The sequence below is a fragment of the Thioclava sp. DLFJ4-1 genome, assembly GCF_002020145.1.
Lineage (GTDB): Bacteria > Pseudomonadota > Alphaproteobacteria > Rhodobacterales > Rhodobacteraceae > Thioclava > Thioclava sediminum.
On record NZ_MPZT01000001.1, the window covers coordinates 783,515 to 801,084 of the forward strand.

At 64.1% G+C, this 17,570-nt stretch carries 18 protein-coding genes and 2 tRNA genes; 13 read left to right on the forward strand and 7 right to left on the reverse strand.

The genetic code is table 11. From position 1 onward, the window contains the following. Positions 1-111 precede the first annotated feature (111 nt). Positions 112-187, forward strand: a tRNA-Ala gene (locus tag BMI85_RS03540). A gap of 408 nt (positions 188-595) precedes the next feature. Here BMI85_RS03540 and BMI85_RS03545 read toward each other — a convergent pair. Both BMI85_RS03545 and BMI85_RS03550 read right to left on the reverse strand, forming a co-directional pair. Further along, a tRNA-Arg gene (locus BMI85_RS03545) sits at positions 596-672 on the reverse strand. Between the two features lie 146 nt (positions 673-818). Further along, complete coding sequence (locus BMI85_RS03550) at positions 819-2,243, reverse strand: HAMP domain-containing sensor histidine kinase (RefSeq protein ID WP_078539797.1); 1,425 nt, start codon at positions 2,241-2,243, stop codon at positions 819-821. 329 nt (positions 2,244-2,572) lie between these two features. On the opposite strand from BMI85_RS03550, the gene rpmH reads away from it, so the two are divergent. From rpmH to yihA, 8 genes are all read left to right on the forward strand, one after another. Further along, on the forward strand, positions 2,573-2,707 hold the full coding sequence (gene rpmH / locus BMI85_RS03555; RefSeq protein ID WP_075776231.1) for a 50S ribosomal protein L34: 135 nt from the start codon (positions 2,573-2,575) through the stop codon (positions 2,705-2,707). 130 nt (positions 2,708-2,837) lie between these two features. Continuing rightward, complete coding sequence (gene rnpA / locus BMI85_RS03560; protein ID WP_078599518.1) at positions 2,838-3,266, forward strand: ribonuclease P protein component; 429 nt, start codon at positions 2,838-2,840, stop codon at positions 3,264-3,266. Then, on the forward strand, positions 3,263-3,553 hold the full coding sequence (yidD, locus tag BMI85_RS03565; RefSeq protein ID WP_078519741.1) for a membrane protein insertion efficiency factor YidD: 291 nt from the start codon (positions 3,263-3,265) through the stop codon (positions 3,551-3,553). Before rnpA ends, yidD begins: the two co-directional genes overlap by 4 nt. After that, a complete protein-coding gene (gene ttcA, locus BMI85_RS03570; RefSeq protein WP_078539799.1) occupies positions 3,546-4,427 on the forward strand; it encodes a tRNA 2-thiocytidine(32) synthetase TtcA in 882 nt (293 codons plus the stop codon). Before yidD ends, ttcA begins: the two co-directional genes overlap by 8 nt. A 173-nt stretch (positions 4,428-4,600) precedes the next feature. Then, positions 4,601-6,127 (forward strand): phosphodiesterase, encoded by a 1,527-nt coding sequence (locus BMI85_RS03575; RefSeq protein WP_210402301.1) that lies wholly within the window; start codon positions 4,601-4,603, stop codon positions 6,125-6,127. Between the two features lie 191 nt (positions 6,128-6,318). Further along, entirely contained in the window at positions 6,319-8,166 is a 1,848-nt protein-coding gene (yidC, locus tag BMI85_RS03580) for a membrane protein insertase YidC (protein WP_078599520.1), read from the forward strand. Continuing rightward, positions 8,163-8,930 (forward strand): MOSC N-terminal beta barrel domain-containing protein, encoded by a 768-nt coding sequence (locus tag BMI85_RS03585; RefSeq protein ID WP_078599521.1) that lies wholly within the window; start codon positions 8,163-8,165, stop codon positions 8,928-8,930. Before yidC ends, BMI85_RS03585 begins: the two co-directional genes overlap by 4 nt. Continuing rightward, positions 8,930-9,580, forward strand: coding sequence for a ribosome biogenesis GTP-binding protein YihA/YsxC (gene yihA / locus BMI85_RS03590; protein WP_078599522.1), 651 nt, complete (start codon positions 8,930-8,932; stop codon positions 9,578-9,580). The genes BMI85_RS03585 and yihA overlap by 1 nt, the downstream gene beginning before the upstream one ends. 21 nt (positions 9,581-9,601) lie before the next feature. Here the strand turns inward: yihA and argF are convergent, their stop codons facing one another. From argF to BMI85_RS03605, 3 genes are all read right to left on the reverse strand, one after another. Then, the gene (argF, locus tag BMI85_RS03595) at positions 9,602-10,528 is read right to left on the reverse strand and encodes an ornithine carbamoyltransferase (protein WP_078599523.1); all 927 of its coding nucleotides are present in this window, start codon (positions 10,526-10,528) and stop codon (positions 9,602-9,604) included. An 88-nt stretch (positions 10,529-10,616) separates the two neighbouring features. Then, complete coding sequence (locus BMI85_RS03600) at positions 10,617-11,795, reverse strand: aspartate aminotransferase family protein (RefSeq protein WP_078599524.1); 1,179 nt, start codon at positions 11,793-11,795, stop codon at positions 10,617-10,619. 222 nt (positions 11,796-12,017) lie between these two features. Beyond that, entirely contained in the window at positions 12,018-12,764 is a 747-nt protein-coding gene (locus tag BMI85_RS03605; protein WP_078547264.1) for a ZIP family metal transporter, read from the reverse strand. 154 nt (positions 12,765-12,918) lie between these two features. Between BMI85_RS03605 and BMI85_RS03610 the strand changes: the two genes are divergently transcribed. After that, positions 12,919-14,082 (forward strand): alpha-hydroxy acid oxidase, encoded by a 1,164-nt coding sequence (locus tag BMI85_RS03610; protein WP_078519749.1) that lies wholly within the window; start codon positions 12,919-12,921, stop codon positions 14,080-14,082. A 10-nt stretch (positions 14,083-14,092) separates the two neighbouring features. On the opposite strand, the gene BMI85_RS03615 is transcribed toward BMI85_RS03610, so the two are convergent. Beyond that, positions 14,093-14,965, reverse strand: a complete 873-nt coding sequence (locus BMI85_RS03615; RefSeq protein WP_078599525.1) for a helix-turn-helix domain-containing GNAT family N-acetyltransferase — start codon at positions 14,963-14,965, stop codon at positions 14,093-14,095. 185 nt (positions 14,966-15,150) lie between these two features. On the opposite strand from BMI85_RS03615, the gene BMI85_RS03620 reads away from it, so the two are divergent. The 3 genes from BMI85_RS03620 (at position 15,151) to pth (ending at position 17,064) form a co-directional block, all read left to right on the forward strand. Continuing rightward, positions 15,151-15,786, forward strand: a complete 636-nt coding sequence (locus BMI85_RS03620) for a 50S ribosomal protein L25/general stress protein Ctc (protein ID WP_078599526.1) — start codon at positions 15,151-15,153, stop codon at positions 15,784-15,786. Positions 15,787-15,975: 189 nt separating this feature from the next. Then, entirely contained in the window at positions 15,976-16,266 is a 291-nt protein-coding gene (locus tag BMI85_RS03625) for a hypothetical protein (RefSeq protein ID WP_078599527.1), read from the forward strand. An 87-nt stretch (positions 16,267-16,353) separates the two neighbouring features. After that, the gene (gene pth, locus BMI85_RS03630; protein ID WP_078569527.1) at positions 16,354-17,064 is read left to right on the forward strand and encodes an aminoacyl-tRNA hydrolase; all 711 of its coding nucleotides are present in this window, start codon (positions 16,354-16,356) and stop codon (positions 17,062-17,064) included. Here the strand turns inward: pth and BMI85_RS03635 are convergent, their stop codons facing one another. Continuing rightward, positions 17,065-17,499, reverse strand: coding sequence for a VOC family protein (locus BMI85_RS03635; RefSeq protein ID WP_078519753.1), 435 nt, complete (start codon positions 17,497-17,499; stop codon positions 17,065-17,067). Between the last annotated feature and the right edge of the window lie 71 nt (positions 17,500-17,570).

Here is a 17,570-nt window from a genome sequence, read left to right on the forward strand (position 1 = left end):
GCGAGAGCGACGAAATTTTCGCGCGGTTCGGAGCGAAATTCCTCTTGCACCGCCGCGGCGCTTTGCCTATACGCCTCCCCACACAGCGGGGCTACCCGCTGGACCTCCGGTGGGGCCATAGCTCAGTTGGGAGAGCGCTTGAATGGCATTCAAGAGGTCAGGGGTTCGACTCCCCTTGGCTCCACCAAACAAACTTCGATACGCCGAAAACCCCGCCCTTCGTGGCGGGGTTTCGCGTTTCCGAGGGTTTGTTTCTCTGCAAACAGCTGAACCGCACGCCGCCTCCGACAGCCGCCCGAGAGAGGCTCGAGAAGGCCTTCCAAGCGTCCTGCTTTTGTATCCCGCCCGGGGAAGACGCAGAGCGTCGATCAGCACCCGCAGCCACCCTTCGAACGCCTCCGGGGCACCCCACACCCAAGCGCGGCCCCGAACCGCTCTCGCAGCGCAGCGAGAGCTTGTCCGATGAGACGCCCCTAAGGACGACCGAGGCCCACAGCGCAACATGCGCGACGACAGAGCGCGCAGACCGCAACAGCCAACGGCGCGAACGACAGGCATGGCCCGCGAGACATTGATTTTTAGTAGGAGGGGGAAATGGCGGACCCGGGACGATTCGAACGCCCGACCCCTTGATTCGTAGTCAAGTGCTCTATCCAGCTGAGCTACGGGTCCGCTTATGTGGGGCGATGTAACGGCCACGTCGGAGCGATGCAAGAGCAAATTCGAGGCAATTTTGGAAAACCGTCAAAATTCTTGGATGCCCTCGCGGAAGCCCTGAAGATCGGCACGCACCTCCCGGAACCTAACCCCGCGCAGGCTCAGGAAATTGCGCCCGCGCCCTTCTCGGAGGCGCAATCCAGCGCGATATCCGAGGGCAGGAAGATCCGGAACTCGGTGCCGTTGCCGTCGGTGCGCACCAGGTCCAGACGCCCGCCATGACCACGAATCAACTCGGCCGCGATGGCGAGGCCAAGGCCGGTGCCGCCCGCGCGCGTGCCGCCCGTGAAAGGCTTGAAGAGGTGTTCGCGCGCAGTCTCCGGCAGGCCGGGGCCGCTATCTTGGACGCGAATCCACCAGCCATCGGCATTCTCGCCTGCGCCGATCTCCACCGTGCCGTTCTGGCCAGTCGCTTCGATCGCCTGACGAGCGTTGCGCACGAGGTTGTTGAGCACGCGATAGAGCTGCTCGCGGTCGGCGCGGATCACCAGATTCGGCGGCATGTCGGTGACGAAATCGACGAGCGGGCCTTCGCTCGGGTGCTCTTCGTTCTCCAGAACCTCCTGCGCCAGTTCGCCGAACATAAAGCGCGACAACGTCGGCGGCGGCTCCTTGGCCTTGCCGAAGGCGAGCGTCGTTTCGCACAGGTTGATCGCGCGCTCGATCGAGCCGGTCAGCTTCGGGGCGGCGCGTTTCACGCCGGGATCGTCCGAACTTTCCATCCGGTCGGCAAAGAGCTGCGCCGTGGTGAGGATGTTGCGCAGGTCGTGGCTGATCTTGGCGACCGCCTGCCCGAGCTGCGCGAGACGCTCCTTCTGGCGCAGCGACGCGGTGAGCTGCTGCTGCATCGAGGCCAGCGCCTCCTCAGCCACGCGCAGCTCCTCGACGCTGGCCTGCGGGGTTATGATGCGCCGCGCATCCTCGGGCGCGTCCGCATAAGAAGACATATGCGCGACCAGCCGCTTGATCGGCACGACCATCAGGCGGCGCACCAGCAGGAACAGCAGCACGGCGGTGATCACCGAGAAGACCGCCGAGATCGACAAGAGCCGCAGCCCGTATTCCACCATCGCGATCCGCATCGGTTCGGTCGCGAGCGTCACCTCGATCACGATACCGCCCTTCTGCACCGGCTGGCCCAGCACCCGGATCACACGATCCCCGGAATCGAAGAGCGCGTGGACCGCATCGCGAATCCGCGTCCATTCGGTCGAATCGCGCAGGTCGTAGGTTTCGGTCACCGGAGAGGGAATCGGCGAGGACAGCACCAGCTGCCGCGCCGCATCTCTGCGAAGCACCACGTTGAAGACGCCCGCATTGGACAGAAGCTCTTTTTCCAGATCGGGCGCTATAGTGGTGTCGGTGGTCAGAAGCGCAAGCGAAGCGATCTGCGCGCGCTCGAGTCGCGTCAAAAGATAGTCTTCGCGAAAATTCGCCAAACCCGGCAAAAGGATCAACGCCTCGGCGAGCACCACGAAAACCGTGGTCAGGATCAGAAACCGCCCTGAAAGAGTGTTCACTTTCATCGCCTATCAAACGCAAGGCCGTCCCGCAGGATCGGCCCGTCCCCTTCAATGTCACTCTTGATGCACCGCCGGTCAGGATGCAAGATGCACCGCCGGTCAGGATGCAAGGATACCGTCCCCTGCGTCAGCCGCGCTTTGCGCACAAGATAGGCGGCTCGCGCAGAAGGCAAAACCCCGTGAGCGGTCACGATCCGTGCGAAGCGACCGGAAAAGCCGGAAAAAACCCGCTTTGGCGAATTGACTTGCTGGGGAGAGGTCACTAAAGAGCGGCTTCGAAATGCTATCTGGCCCTCGAATCCTGTTTCTGGGCCCGAACCGGAGTGAAAACGATGAAACGCACGTTCCAGCCGTCGAACCTCGTTCGCGCCCGTCGCCACGGCTTCCGCAGCCGCATGGCCACGAAGGGTGGACGCCGGGTTCTCAACGCCCGTCGCGCGAAGGGCCGTAAGCGTCTGTCGGCTTAAGGCCGTTACAGCCGCGACTGGCTTTTGACGCCGCCGGATGCTTTTCGCAGGTCGGGCCCTCGGGTCAGATCGGTGAAAAGACCGGCGGCTTCGCTATTTTGCGCGCCGTTTATTCGCCGGAGGTCGCCTGATGGCCGCCATACGCTCAGATGATCCGACTCGTCCGACCGCGGTTCTGCGGCAGCGGGCGGATTTCCTGAAAGCGGCCTCGGCGCAGCGTAAGGGGATGCCCGGCTTTCTGCTGCAGGCGCGCAAGCGCCGCGAGGGTGAGCCCGTCGCCCCCGATCTGATCCGCGTGGGCTTCACCTGCTCGAAGAAGCTCGGCAACGCGGTGGCGCGCAATCGCGCGAAACGCCGCCTGCGCGAGATCGCGCGGCAGGTTCTGCCCAAGGCGGGTCGGTCGGGCTGGGACTATGTTCTAGTCGGGCGCCCCGAGGCGACCGCCACCCGCGACTTCGCCGCCATGCTGGCCGAATTCGAAACCGTGCTCACGATCATTCACGATTTGCCGATCTCCCCACCGCGGCCGCGCAAACCCAAGGGGAGCAAACGCAAATGAGCCCCCTCGCCCGAATCCTTGCCCTACCGGTTCATGCCTATCGCTTGCTGCTCAGCCCCTGGATGGGGCATGGCTGCCGCTATCAGCCGACCTGTTCGTCCTATGCGCTCGAAGCGCTCGAACGTCATGGTGCGGTGAAGGGTGGTTGGCTGGCCGGGAAGCGGCTTCTGAGCTGCCACCCCTGGGGCGGGCATGGCTATGACCCGGTGCCCGGGGCCGATCCCGAATTTGACGCCGCCCATCGTTGCGCCCATGCGCATGACGCGAAGGACACTCCAGATGCTTGATGACGAAGACAGCCCGATCCATCCGCTTTTTGCGGGCGCACCCTCGACCACCGAGTTCAAGAAGCTGCGCAAACGCATCGTGCGCGAGACCCGCGAGGCGATCGAGAAATACGGGATGATCGAACGCGGGCAACGCTGGCTGGTCTGCCTCTCGGGCGGCAAGGACAGCTATACGCTTCTGGCCGTCCTGCACGAGTTGCAATGGCGCGGGCTGCTGCCGGTGGAGCTGCTGGCCTGCAATCTCGATCAGGGTCAGCCGGGCTTTCCCGCGACCGTGCTGCCGGAATTCCTCGAGAAGATGGGGGTTCCGCATCGGATCGAGTATCAGGACACCTATTCGATCGTGATGGACAAGGTCCCGCAGGGCCGCACCTATTGCGCGCTGTGCTCGCGGCTGCGGCGCGGCAACCTCTATCGGATCGCGCGCGAGGAAGGGTGCTCGGCGGTCGTGCTGGGCCATCACCGCGACGACATTCTCGAGACTTTCTTCATGAACCTGTTCCACGGCTCGCGCCTTGCGACGATGCCGCCGAAACTGCTGAATGAGGAAGGCGATCTCTTCGTCTATCGCCCGCTCGCCTTCGTCTCCGAGGCCGATTGCGAGAAATTCGCCCGCGCGATGGACTATCCGATCATCCCATGCGACCTCTGCGGCTCTCAGGACGGGCTGCAGCGCCAGCAGGTGAAGATGATGCTCGACGGCTGGGAGAAGAACGCGCCCGGTCGCCGCAACAAGATGTTCAAGGCGTTGATGAACGCACGCCCCTCGCATCTGTGCGACCCCTCGATCTTCGATTTTGCGGGGCTCGAGCGCCGCGCGGAGGGTGAAGCGGATTTTAACGAAAACGTCCCGGTTTTGCGCGAGCGCGATTAACCGGCTGAACACCAATGACGTCTAGCCTTGCTGGCGAAGGGGGCCTTTAGGGGCCCGCATGTGCCACGGGGGTAGGTGTCATGGGAAATGACGGGGGCAAGCGCGCCGCCCGCAAATCAGAGCTGCGCGCAAGATATCAGGGCAAGCCGGGTCCGGTTCTGCTCCGACGCGAGATGATCGCCTTTTTGCCGGCCTGCGGGCTCGCCCTGCTTTGGGTTGGGCCGGAGGCGATGGTGCTGATCGGGCTGACCGCGATTCTGGTGGGCTGGATGACCCGCCCCCTGCCCGTTCCGCCCGAGATCGACGAGGAAGGATGCGACCCCGCGACGGGCCTGCTGCCGCCGAGTGCCGCGATTGCCGAGATGGCCGCCTCCTTGCAGGACGCACAGCAGCGAAATCGCCCGACCGGATGCCTGATCCTCGGGCTCGACGCCCCCGATCAGGTGCTGCGGCGACTCCACCCGAAGGAATTCGACCTTCTGCTGCGCCGGATTGGCGAACGGCTGCAGGCGCAGTTGCGCAGCGGCGATGTGGTCACGCGCTGGGACGGCGCGCGTTTCGCGGTGCTGCTGCGCCCGACGCCGCGGCTTGGCCTCGAAGGGATGATCCAGCTTTGCGGCCGCCTTCAGGAAGCGGTAAGCGAGCCTTACGTGATCGCCGAGCAGACGCAGCAGATCACCATGCATATCGGATTTCACCTCGTGGGCCGAAGTGCCGCGGCCCCGGCCTATCGCGACAACGCGGCAACGCAGGCCAAGGCTGACGCGCGCGCCAACACAGAGGCGGAGGCGGCGCTCTCGCGCGCCGAGACCGCAGCCAACCGCGCGATGCAATCCGGCCCCGGTGCGATCCGCTCCTCCCGCTCGGACAAGATCGCCACGAAAGACCCGGGCGCGCATCCCCTGTCCGCCAGTGTCGGAGAGGCGCTCGAAGCGGGCCATATCAAGGCGTTTTTCCTGCCGCAGATTTCCACCGACACAGGCGAGATCAGCGGATTTCAGGCGATTCCGCGCTGGCTTCATGCGCAGCGCGGGATTCTGACCGAAAGCGAGATACTCCCCGCAATCGAGGCGGCAGGGCTGGGCGCGCGCTTCTCCGAGGTCATGCTTTACGCGGCCTTCGGCGCGCTGCGCGACATCGTCCGCGACGGCAGCGATTTCGGCCCGGCCTCGCTTCCCTTCCTGGCCGGACAGATGGGCGACCCGAAGCTGGCCGAGCGGCTGGCCTGGGAATGCGACCGCTTCGAGATCGCCCCGAACCGGTTGCGGCTGATCGTCCCGCAGGCGATGGTGGCGCGGCTCGACGATCCGGTCTGCAGCCATACGCTGCACGCGATCAAGCGCCTCGGCTGCCTGATCGAACTGGCGGGATTCGGTTCCGGTCCCGTCTCGGCGGAGACGATCCGCCAACTCGGGCCGCAGCGGCTGCGCATCCATCGCTCGCTCACGGCAGAGATCGACCACAACACCGAACATCAGCGCCTGACCGCCGCGATCGTGTCGATGGCCGAAGGTCTTGGGCTGGAGACGCTCGCCGAAGGGGTGCCGGGAATCGCCGAACACGCGATGCTGTGCCAGTTGGGCTGCTCGGCGGTGCAGGGCCCGGCGATTGCCGCTCCGATGCCGATCAGCGAATTCCTCGAATGGGCGGAACGCCATCGCACCAAGCTCGACGCGACGCCGCAAATCGGCAGGCGGTGAACCACCCCAAAGACCAGGCCGCAGAGCGAGTCGCAGACCGGGCTTTGCGACTGCGGACCCCGGATCCGGGCCGAAAGCGTGATGGCAAACCATGCCCGATCCACTGTTTCAAGGGAAAATGGCTTGACCTTTGGCTGCCCCTTCTGTTGAACCCATGCAAGTTTTCGACAGGCTTGTGGAATTAGGGTTTCATGGACAACCAAAACAAGAATCTCATTCTCGCGGTGGTGCTTTCTGCGCTCGTGCTGGGCGTCTGGACCTACTTCTTCCCGCCCACGGAAGACACGACAACGGCACCGAGCCAACCGGTCGCAGAGCAGAGCGCTTCGCCCGAAGCCACTGATATTGCACCGAAGACCGCCGCCGACTCCACGGGTGCACCGGTCGATACGGCGACGATGTCGCAGGCCGCGAGCGCCCAGTCCCAGAGCGCCGCGCGCATCGAGATCGACACCCCCGCGGTCGAGGGCTCGATTTCGACTCTCGGCGGGCGTTTCGACGACCTGTCGCTCAAGAAATACAAGGAAACGCTGGACGAGGATTCGCCGGACGTGCGTCTTCTCTCGCCGATCAGCGGCGATACCAGCAATTCGACCCTTCCCTATTACGTCGTCTATGGCTGGCTGCCCGCGGGTGGTCTGCCGGGCGATCAGGTGCCCGGCCCGAACACGGTCTGGACGCAGGTCGGCACCGGCAAGCTGACGCCCGACACCCCCGTCACGCTGCAATGGGATAACGGCCACGGCCTGACCTTCCAGCGCGAGATCTCGGTCGACGACAAATATCTCTTCACGATCAAGCAGTCGGTGCAGAACGGCACCGACGCCGCCGTGAAGCTTGCGCCCTACGGCATCATCGCGCGTCACGGCATCCCCGAGGAGCGCCGCGTCTACGTGCTCCACGAGGGCCTCGTGGCGATGGATGACGGCAATCTCGAAGAGATCAAATACAAGAACATCACCAAGCTCGACAATCAGGGCGTCGAGGGTCAGGCCGAGATCAAGCAGGTGCAGGACGCCGGCTGGACGGGCTTCACCGACAAATACTGGCAGACCGTTCTGGCGCCGATCTCGGGCCCGTTCACCTCGGTCGTGAAATATTCGGGTGAGAAGTCCGACATCTACCAGACCGAGACCCGCCTGCCGGTGATCGACGTCGCGCCGGGCGCCAAGGGCGACGCGCAGACCCACCTCTTCGCCGGTGCGAAGGAATGGGAAACCCTGCGCGATTATCAGGACAATGTCCCGATCCCGAAATTCGTCGACTCGCTCGATTGGGGCTGGTTCTACTTCCTCACCAAGCCGATGTTCCGCCTGCTGCACTTCCTGCATGGCGCGATCGGCAACATGGGCTGGGCGATCATCGCACTGACCTTCATCATCAAGCTGATCGTCTTCCCGCTGGCGCGGAAGTCCTACATCTCGATGGCGCGCATGAAAGAGCTGCAGCCCGAGATGGAGAAGATGAAGGAAGCTGCCGGCGACGACCGCCAGAAGATGCAGCAGGGCATGATGGAGCTGTATAAGAAGCACAAGGTGAACCCCGCCGCGGGCTGTCTGCCGCTTCTGATCCAGATCCCGATCTTCTTCTCGCTCTATAAGGTGATCTACGTCACGATCGAGCTGTATCACGCGCCGTGGATCGGCTGGATCCATGACCTCTCGGCCCCCGATCCGACCTCGATCCTGAACCTGTTCGGCCTACTGCCCTTCGCAGCGCCCGATCCGGGCTCGCCGCTCTTCATCCTGTCGCTCGGTATCCTGCCGATCCTGCTTGGTGTGTCGATGTGGTTCCAGCAGCGTCTGAACCCGGCGCCGACGGATAAGACGCAGGCGATGATCTTCGCTTGGATGCCGTGGGTCTTCATGTTCATGCTGGGCAGCTTCGCCTCGGGCCTCGTGCTGTACTGGATTACGAACAACACCATCACGTTCCTCCAGCAGTACACGATCATGTCGATGCACGGGAAACGCCCGGATCTGTTCGGCAATATCAAAGAGAGCTTCCAGCGGAAGAAACCCGCCGAAGAGAAGAAATGAGCGCAACGCTCTCTCGCATCTACCGACATCCGATCAAGTCGATCGGGGTAGAGGAACTGAAGGACGCGTCCCTTGAAGAGGGGCGCGTCTTGCCTTGCGACCGGGAGTGGGCGGTGCTGCACGAGCGCTCCAAGGTGGGCGTCGGCGCGGATGGACGTGCCGATAGCTGGGGCCAGAAGATCAACTTCGTGATCGGGCGCTCCGCGCCGGGGCTGATGGGGGTCACCTCTCGGATGCTCGATAACGGGCACATCTTGCTGGAGCATCCCGAGCAGTGGCATCTCGAGATCGACCCCGAGCGCGAAGCCGACCAGCGCAAGCTATTCGAATGGCTGCGCACCTTCTGGCCGGACAGTGCGCCGCACCCGACCGCGCTGGTGCGCGGGCCCGACCGGGCCTTCACCGACGATCCCCTGCCCTATGTCTCGTTGATCGGGCAGGCCTCGCTCGACGATCTCTCGGCACGGGTGGGCAAGTCGATCGACCGCCGCCGCTTCCGCGCCAATCTCTGGGTCGAGGGCTGGGAGCCTTTCGCGGAGATGGACCTGATCGGCAAGACGGTGCGCGTTGGCGAGGCGGAACTGCAACTGCGCGCCTGTATCGGGCGTTGCCGTGCGACGGACGCCAATCTCGAGACGGGCGAACGCGATATCGACATGCTGGCAGAGCTGGAACGCCATTACGGGCATACCGACCTTGGCGTCTTCTGTCTCGTCACCAAACAGGGCCGCATCGCGCGCGGCGACAAGATCGAGGTACTCTGATGGAGTTAAATTTCCCGCTGGCCGAGGCCCCCGACGATTTTTCGCGTGAGCGCGGGCGCAAGCTGTTTGCCGCTCCCGTCGAGTTCCTCAAGGGCGTCGTCGCGATGAAGGGGCTGCCGCCTGCCGACCGGATCGAGGTCTGCTTCGCGGGCCGCTCCAATGTCGGCAAGTCGAGCCTGATCAACGCGCTGACGAACCGCCGCAACCTCGCGCGGGCGTCGAACACGCCGGGCCGGACGCAGGAGATCAACTATTTCACCACGCAGGACGGTCCCTATCTGGTCGACCTTCCGGGCTACGGGTTCGCGCAGGCCCCCGTCGCGGTCGTCGCGAAATGGCAGGCGCTGCTGAAGGATTATCTGTCGGGCCGCGCCACGCTGCGCCGCGCCTTCGTGCTGATCGACACGCGTCACGGCGTGAAAGCGGTGGACGAGGAAATCCTGACGCTGCTCGACCGCGCTGCCGTCCCCTTCCAGGTCGTGATGACGAAGGCGGACAAGGTCAGCGCAAAGGATTGCGAGAAGGTGCTGGATCAGGTGCGCAAGGCGCTGACGAAGCACCCGGCCGCCTTCCCCGAGATCGTGCTGACCTCGTCCGAGAAGGGCGAAGGGATCGAGACGCTGCGCGCGATCATCGCCGGGCTGGAGTAACCCCCTGCCCGGCTGCTGTCGTTATTTACCGAGGCAGTAGCGCATCACCGCCTTCTGCGCGTGCAGACGGTTTTCCGCCTCATCGAAGATCACCGAGGCCGGGCCGTCCATGACGCCGCTCGTCGCTTCGTCATTCCGGTGCGCGGGCAGGCAATGCATGAAAAGCGCGTCGGGCTTGGCGTAGCTCATCAGCTCCTCGTTGACCTGATAGGGCCGCAGCTGGTTGTGGCGACGCTCCTTCGCGGATTCCGGATCGTGCATCGACACCCAGGTATCGGTGACGATCAGATCGGCGCCTTCGACCGCCTTGACCGGATCCCGCTCGATAGTGATCGGGTGGCCCGCCTTCTCGGCCACGTCCAGCCAAGCGCGCTCGGGGTCGAGCGTTTCCGGCCCAGTGAAGGTCAGATCGAAGCCGAACTGCGCGGCGGCATGGGCGAAGCTCGCGAAGACGTTGTTGCCGTCGCCCGACCAGACCACTTTCTTGCCCGCGATCGGCCCGCGCTGCTCTTCATAGGTCATCACATCGGCCATGATCTGGCAGGGGTGGGTGCGGTCGGTGAGACCGTTGATCACCGGCACCGAAGCATATTCGGCCATCTCGAGCAGGGTTTCCTCCTCAAAGGTCCGGATCATGATCAGATCGACATAGCGCGACAGAACCCGGGCAGTATCGGCGATGGTCTCGCCATGGCCCAGCTGCATATCCGCGCCCGAGAGCACCATCGACTGGCCGCCCATCTGACGCACGCCGACATCGAAGCTGACGCGCGTCCGGGTCGAGGGCTTCTCGAAGATCAGAGCGACCATGTGACCGGCCAGCGGCTGCTCGTCATCGGGCGCGCCTTTCGGGCGACCGTTGCGGGCCTGCTTCATCGCGATGCCTTGGTCGATCATGGACCGCAGCGCGGCGGGGTCGGTTTTGTGGATATCGAGGAAATGGTTCATCGGTTTGTCTTTCGTGGAGGGGCCTGAGGGGCTGTCCGCCCCGCTGCGCTCCCGCGCAGCCCCCGAGGATATTTACGCCAAGAGGAAGTCAGGCGGCCTTTTCGAGTTGCGACGCGGCGGCATCGAGGCGGGTCACGGCCTCGGCCAGATCGGCCTCGGAAATGTTCAGCGCGGGCAGAAGGCGCAGCACATTATCGGCAGCCGGCACGGTCAGCAGGTGCTGATCATAGGCGGCGGCGACGAGATCGGTCGGCGCGCGCTTGCATTTGAGCCCGAGCATCAGACCGGTGCCGCGCACGCTCTCGAACGTGTCGGGATGCGCGGCGATGAGCCCTTCGAGCTTCTGACGCAGGAAGCCAGCGCGCGCGTTCACCTGATCGAGGAAGGCGGGCTCGGACACGATCTCCATCACCTTGGCGCCGACAGCGCAGCCCAGCGGGTTGCCGCCATAGGTCGAGCCATGCGTGCCCGCGACCATGCCGGAGGCGGCGTCTTCGGTGGCCAGCACAGCGCCCAGCGGGAAGCCCCCGCCGATGCCTTTCGCGACCATCATGATATCGGGCGTGACGCCTGCCCATTCATGCGCGAAGAGCCGTCCCGAACGGCCCACGCCGCATTGCACCTCGTCGAAGATCAGGAGCGCGCCGGTCACGTCGCAGAGATCGCGCAGCCCTTTCAGGCATTGATCGGGCACCGGGCGGATGCCGCCCTCGCCCTGAATCGGCTCGATCAGGATGGCGGCGGTCTTGTCGGAGACGGCAGCCTTGAGCGCCTCGTGATCGCCCCAGGGAAGCTGGGTGAAACCGGGCAGCAGCGGACCGAAGCCCTTCACCATCTTCTCCGAGTTCGGCGTGGCCGAGATCGCACCGGTGGAGCGGCCATGGAACGCGCCCTCGAAGGTGATGATCTCCACCCGGTCCTCGCCTTTCGAGGACCAGTATTTCCGCGCCATCTTGATCGCGAGTTCCGCGGCCTCGGTGCCGGAATTGGTGAAGAAGACCGTATCGGCGAAAGTCTTCTCGACCAGCGCGTCGGCCAGCGCCTGCTGCTGCGGGATCTGGTAGAGGTTCGAGACATGCCACAGCTTGCTCGCCTGCTCGGTCAGCGCCTCGACCAGTTCGGGGGCGGCATGACCCAGCGCATTCACCGCAATCCCCGCGCCCATGTCGAGATATCGGGTCCCGTCCGCCGTCTCCAGCCAGGAACCCTCGCCCTTCACGAAGGCGAGCGGTGCGCGATTATAGGTCGGCAAAACGGAGGGGATCATCGGGTCAAACTCCAGTAAGAGAAGGCAAATGCGTGCAACAGTCCCGGGGGGCTGTCAACATTCAGGGGCCTAAGGTCAGCGATTTGGGATAGGGTGTGGCGGCATGCCACGGCAGATCGGACGTCAGGCGCTTCAGCGGCGACGTCGGGGACGGGTGATATATGCGGTCCGTGCGATCATGCGTTTGCGCTTACGCCGGGGCAGCGCGGAAGTAAAGAGGGTTTAGCCAAGCGTCACGTCGAGGAACATCATCAGGATCAGCCCGAAAAGCAGCCCCGCGGTCGCGCGGTTCTGATGCCCGTTGCGATGGGTCTCGGGCAGGATCTCGTGGCTGATGATGTAGAGCATCGCGCCCGCCGCGAAGGTCAGGCCCCATGGCAGCAGCGCTCCGGAGACCGAGACCGCCGCCGCGCCGACCAGCGCGCCTATGGGTTCTACCGCGCCGGTCATCGCAGTGACGAAGAAGGCTTTGCGGCGGGTATAGCCCTGCCCGATCAGCGCGACGGCCACAGCCAGCCCCTCGGGGATGTCCTGCAGCGAGATGCCGGTCATCACCGAGAAGCCGTTCTCGTTGCCCGCGCCGAAGGCCACGCCGATCGACAGGCCTTCGGGGAAGTTGTGGATCGTGATCGCGATCACGAAAAGCCAGATCCGCGCCAGTTGCGCCGCGTCTGCCCCTTCGCGCCCGGAGGTGAAGTGCTCGTGCGGCAGGGTTGCGTTCAGCCAGGCCACGAAGCCCGCGCCAATGGCAATGCCGATTGCGGCGATGGCGGCGGCGACCCAGACCGAGCCGAACATGGTCTCGGCCACGTCGATGCCCGGCAGGATCAGCGAGAAATACGAGGCCGAGAGCATCACGCCCGCCGCGAAGCCCAGCATCGTATCGGCGGTGCGCTGGCTCATCGAGCGCCCGAGCAGCGCCGGGATCGCCCCGGCGGCCGTTGCGACGCCCGCCACCATGCCGCCCATAAGGCCGAGCCAAATCTCGTTCACGCCGCTCTCCTTTTCGTGTTCGCTCGGCGAGATGGGAACGGATCGCGCATGATTGCAAGCCTTGCGATGGGTGATTGCGCAAATTTCGAGGGATTGGTAAGGAAACTTAACCACGGAGAGAGGAACACCCATGCCCGTCATCACCTCCATCGCCGATCTGAAACGTCTGCATAAGCGCCGCACGCCGAAGATGTTCTACGATTACGCGGAGAGCGGCTCGTACACCGAGCAGACCTTCCGCGAGAATACCGAGGACTTCGCGCAGATCCGCCTCAACCAGCGGATCGCGCGGGACATGACGGGGCGCACGACGAAATCGACGATGCTGGGTCAGGAGGTCGCGATGCCGGTGGCGCTGGCCCCGGTCGGGCTGACGGGGATGCAGCGCGCCGATGGCGAGATCAAGGCGGCGAAGGCGGCGGAGAAATTCGGCGTGCCCTATACGCTGTCGACCATGTCGATCTGCTCGATCGAGGACGTCGCCGAAAATGTCAGCCAGCCCTTCTGGTTCCAGATCTACACGCTGACCGATGACGACTATAACAAGCGCGTGCTGGAGCGGGCACGGGCGGCAGGCTGTTCGGCGCTGGTGATCACGGTCGATCTGCAACTGCTGGGCCAGCGGCACAAGGATCTGAAAAACGGCCTCACCGCGCCGCCGAAATTCACCCCAGCCGTGCTGGCGGATCTGGCGACGAAATGGCGCTGGGGCATCGAGATGCTGCAGACCAAGCGGCGTTTCTTCGGCAATATCGTGGGCCATGTGGACAGCGCCGCCGACCCGGCCTCGCTGTCGTCGTGGACCGCGGAGAAGTTCGACCAGTCGCTGAACTGGGACCGGATCAAGCAGCTCATGGATATGTGGGGCGGCAAGGTGATCCTGAAGGGGATCCTCAGCGAGGAAGACGCCGAGATGGCCGCCGCGACCGGGGCCGATGCGATCGTGGTCTCGAACCATGGCGGGCGTCAGCTGGACGGGGCGCTCAGCTCGATCCGGATGCTGCCGAAGATCGTCAACGCGGTCGGCGACAAGACCGAGGTCTGGCTGGATTCCGGTATCCGCTCGGGTCAGGACGTGCTCAAGGCGCTCGCGCTTGGCGCGAAGGGCGTGATGATCGGGCGCGCCTATGTCTACGGTCTGGGCGCGATGGGCGAGCCGGGCGTGACCAAGGCGCTGGAGGTCATCCAGAAGGAGCTCGACACCTCGATGGCGCTGTGCGGCGAGCGTCGGATCGAGGATCTTGGCCGGGACGATCTGCTGATCCCCAACGGCTTCTTCGACACCTATTCCTGAGGGCGGTTTCCTAAGGGTTTAGGCGCTTCTCAAAGAACCGGTCGGGATAGGGATCGTCGTTGAATCGGTCGATCTCATCCCAACCGAAGCGGTGATACATCGCGACCGCTTCGGGCAACGCCGAATTCGTATCGAGCCGCAGATGCATCTGGCCCAACTCGCGCGCCGCCGCCTCAACCGCCTCCATCAGCTGCCGCGCCAGCCCGAGGCCGCGCGCGGCGGGCGCGATCCAGACGCGCTTCACCTCGGCATAATCCGCCCCGCCCTTCAGCGCCGCGCAACCAACCGGCACCCCGTCGGATAGTGCGATCAGGAAGGTGCCGCGAGGAGGGCGCATATCGTCGGCCTCGGGGTCTTTCGACAGGTTCACATCGAAGCCGCCTTCGAACCGCGCGGCAAGCTCCGCGTAATAGTGCTGAAGGCAGTCCCGCGCCCGCGGATCGAGCGGATCGCAGGGCACGATCTCGATCTCCGCGCGGGTCAGTGCGGTCGCGATCAGGTCCATCGCCGCCAAGAGCGCTGACTGATCGGGATGACGCGAGAGGATATCCGCCGCCTGCGCATCGGAGAGCCGTTCATATTCCGCGAATTCCGCCTGCCCCGCCTCGGTCAGACGCGCGATGCGGCGCCGCCCGTCTTCGGGATTGTCTTCCACGACGATCAGTCCCTCAGCCTCCAGCCCGCGCAGCAGACGGCTCATCAGCCCGGAATCGAGGGCCAGCGCCTGACGCAGCTTGGCGACATCGCCCTGCCCACGCCCGATCGCATTGAGCACCCGCGCAGAGCCCAAAGGCCGCCCGCGATCGAGGAAGGAGGAGTTCAGCGCGCCCACCTGCCGGGTGACGGCCCGGTTGAACCGGCGTATATGTGCGAGTGCGTCCATGGGATTACCTGAGCTGAGTCCGAGATTGTTCCTGACATTAGTCAGATATCGTTCTATAGCAACCCGGATTCCGCCGCACCGTCGCTTTCCCCTTGCCATCACGGCCAATCCCGAGTATCCGCGCGGCTTCATGGGCCCGACACCCTTGGAGGCGGCCCATCACTTTGACAAATTGGAGACCAGTTATGGCAAAAGAGATCGAAACGATCGAAGCCGTGGCGCGTACGGGGACGGGCAAGGGGGCCGCTCGGCAAGCGCGTCGTGAGGGCCTCGTGCCCGGTATCGTCTACGGCGACGGCAAGGACCCGGTTGCAATCAACCTCGACTACAACCGCCTGATCACCCGCCTGCGCAAAGGCCGCTTCATGTCCACCCTCTTCAACCTGAAGATGGACGGCCAGGAAGATGTCCGCGTGATCTGCCGCGGCGTTCAGAAAGACGTCGTCAAGGACCTGCCGACCCACGTCGACTTCATGCGCACCCACCGCAACTCGCGCATCTCGCTCTTCGTGCATGTCGAGTTCATCAACCACGAGAAGGCGCCCGGCCTGAAGCGCGGCGGCACCCTCGTCGCAGTGCGTCCGGAAGTCGAACTCAACGTTCTCGCCGGTGATATCCCCGAGCAGATCGTGGTCGACCTCGAAGGCAAGCAGATCGGCGACACCATCCACATCTCCGACGTGGACCTGCCGAAAGGCGCCAAGCCGACCATCGACCGTGACTTCGTGATCGCGAACGTCGCGCCCCCGAAAGGCTTCGGTGGCGGTTCCTCCGACGAGGACGAAGGCGAAGAAGCCAGCGAAGAAGCGACCGAAGAGTAATTCTTCTTCCGATGAGATTTTCGAGACGGGGCCTTTCGGGGCCCCGTTTTTCTTTGCCCAAAGCCGCAATTGCCGGCTGCGCGGCAGACCGCCGGCCAGACGCGCTCACATTTATGTGAACAAAAAATTTCTCGCCTTTTTTCCAAAACGCGATAGCTTCGAAGGTAATACAACCTAAAGGCTAGTCACATGCTGGAGCTTATCGCACTCGTTCTTGCAGCATTCGTGGTGCTACCGCCTAGAATGCTCAGCGCAATTGGTCGCGCCGTTTACGCGGTGCTGCGTCCGGTTCTCCGCCCGTTCTACCGCTTCGCGTCGAGACGACTCCCGCGCAACGGGTATGAAGAAATTGCGAAATGCAATATCGACGAGACCAGCGAGCGCCTCTTCGATGAGTTCGCCCTGCCCGAACCGCAAGAGCGCCCGATCATCCTAGGCGAGTCGGGACGCCCGACTTATGTCGAATACCGCGCGGCGTAAGCGCGACGACCCCCTTTCCCCTGCGCGCCCGCTCACATATCCCTCGGTGAGCAGAGCCTCGACACCGGCGTTCGAAAGGGGAGACGCATGCAGCTTTGGGTGGGCCTGGGAAATCCGGGCGCGAAATACGCGAACAACCGTCACAATATCGGCTTCATGGCGCTCGACCGGATCGCCGAGGATCACGGCTTCGCCCCGTGGCGCGGCAAGTTTCAGGGTCAAGTGAGCGAGGGCCGTTTCGGCTCGACCCGCGTTGTGCTGCTGAAACCCGAAACCTTCATGAACCTGTCCGGCCAGTCCGTGCGCGCGGCGGCCGATTTCTACAAGGTCGATGTCTCCGACATCACCGTCTTCCATGACGAGCTGGACCTGGCCCCCGGCAAGTGCCGCCTCAAGCAGGGTGGCGGTCATGCGGGGCATAACGGGTTGCGCTCGATCCATCAGCATATGAGCCCCGACTATGCGCGGGTGCGGCTGGGCATCGGCCATCCGGGGCACAAGGACCGAGTGGCGGGCTATGTGCTCAACGATTTCCCGAAGGCCGAGCAGGAGATGCTCGACGACCTGCTGCGCGGGATCTCAGATGGGGCGCCTGCCCTGGCGGCGGGCGACGGGTCGAAATTCCTCAATGCGGTGAGCCTGCGGGTCGCGCCGCCGCGCTCTTCGACCGGAACCAAGGCACCCGCGAAAGCCAACACCTCTGTCCCGCAAGACACTCCGCAGCCCGCACCGCAAAAGAAAGAGGCCACGGAAACCCGCAGCCCCTTCGACAAGCTTAAGGATCACTTCCGTAAGTGATCACCAGCTGCCGGTGTTCTCCATGCTCGACCACGGCTCCTGGATCGGCAGCGGCTCGCCCATCTGCAGCAGTTCGATCGAGATATTGTCGGGCGAGCGCACGAAGGCCATGTGACCGTCGCGCGGTGGGCGGTTGATCGTCACGCCATTATCCATCAGGTGCTGGCACATCTCGTAGATGTTTTCGACGCGGTAAGCGAGGTGGCCGAAATGGCGGCTGTCCGAGGGCAGCCCGCTATCGCCGTCCCAGTTCCACGTCAGCTCCACATCCGCCGTGCCGTCGTCCTGCTCGGGCGGGCACATGAAGACCAGCGTGAAGCGGCCCTTGTCGTTTTCGATGCGGCGGCGTTCCTTGAGGCCCAGAAGCTCGTAGAACGCTTTCGATTTCTCGAGGTCGAGCACGCGGACCATCGTGTGCAGATATTCGATTTTCATGAACAGGCTTCCTTGGAACTGATTGCGGTTAACCGGAGGATAGCCCTTGAGGCAGCCGCGGCAAGCGCCCC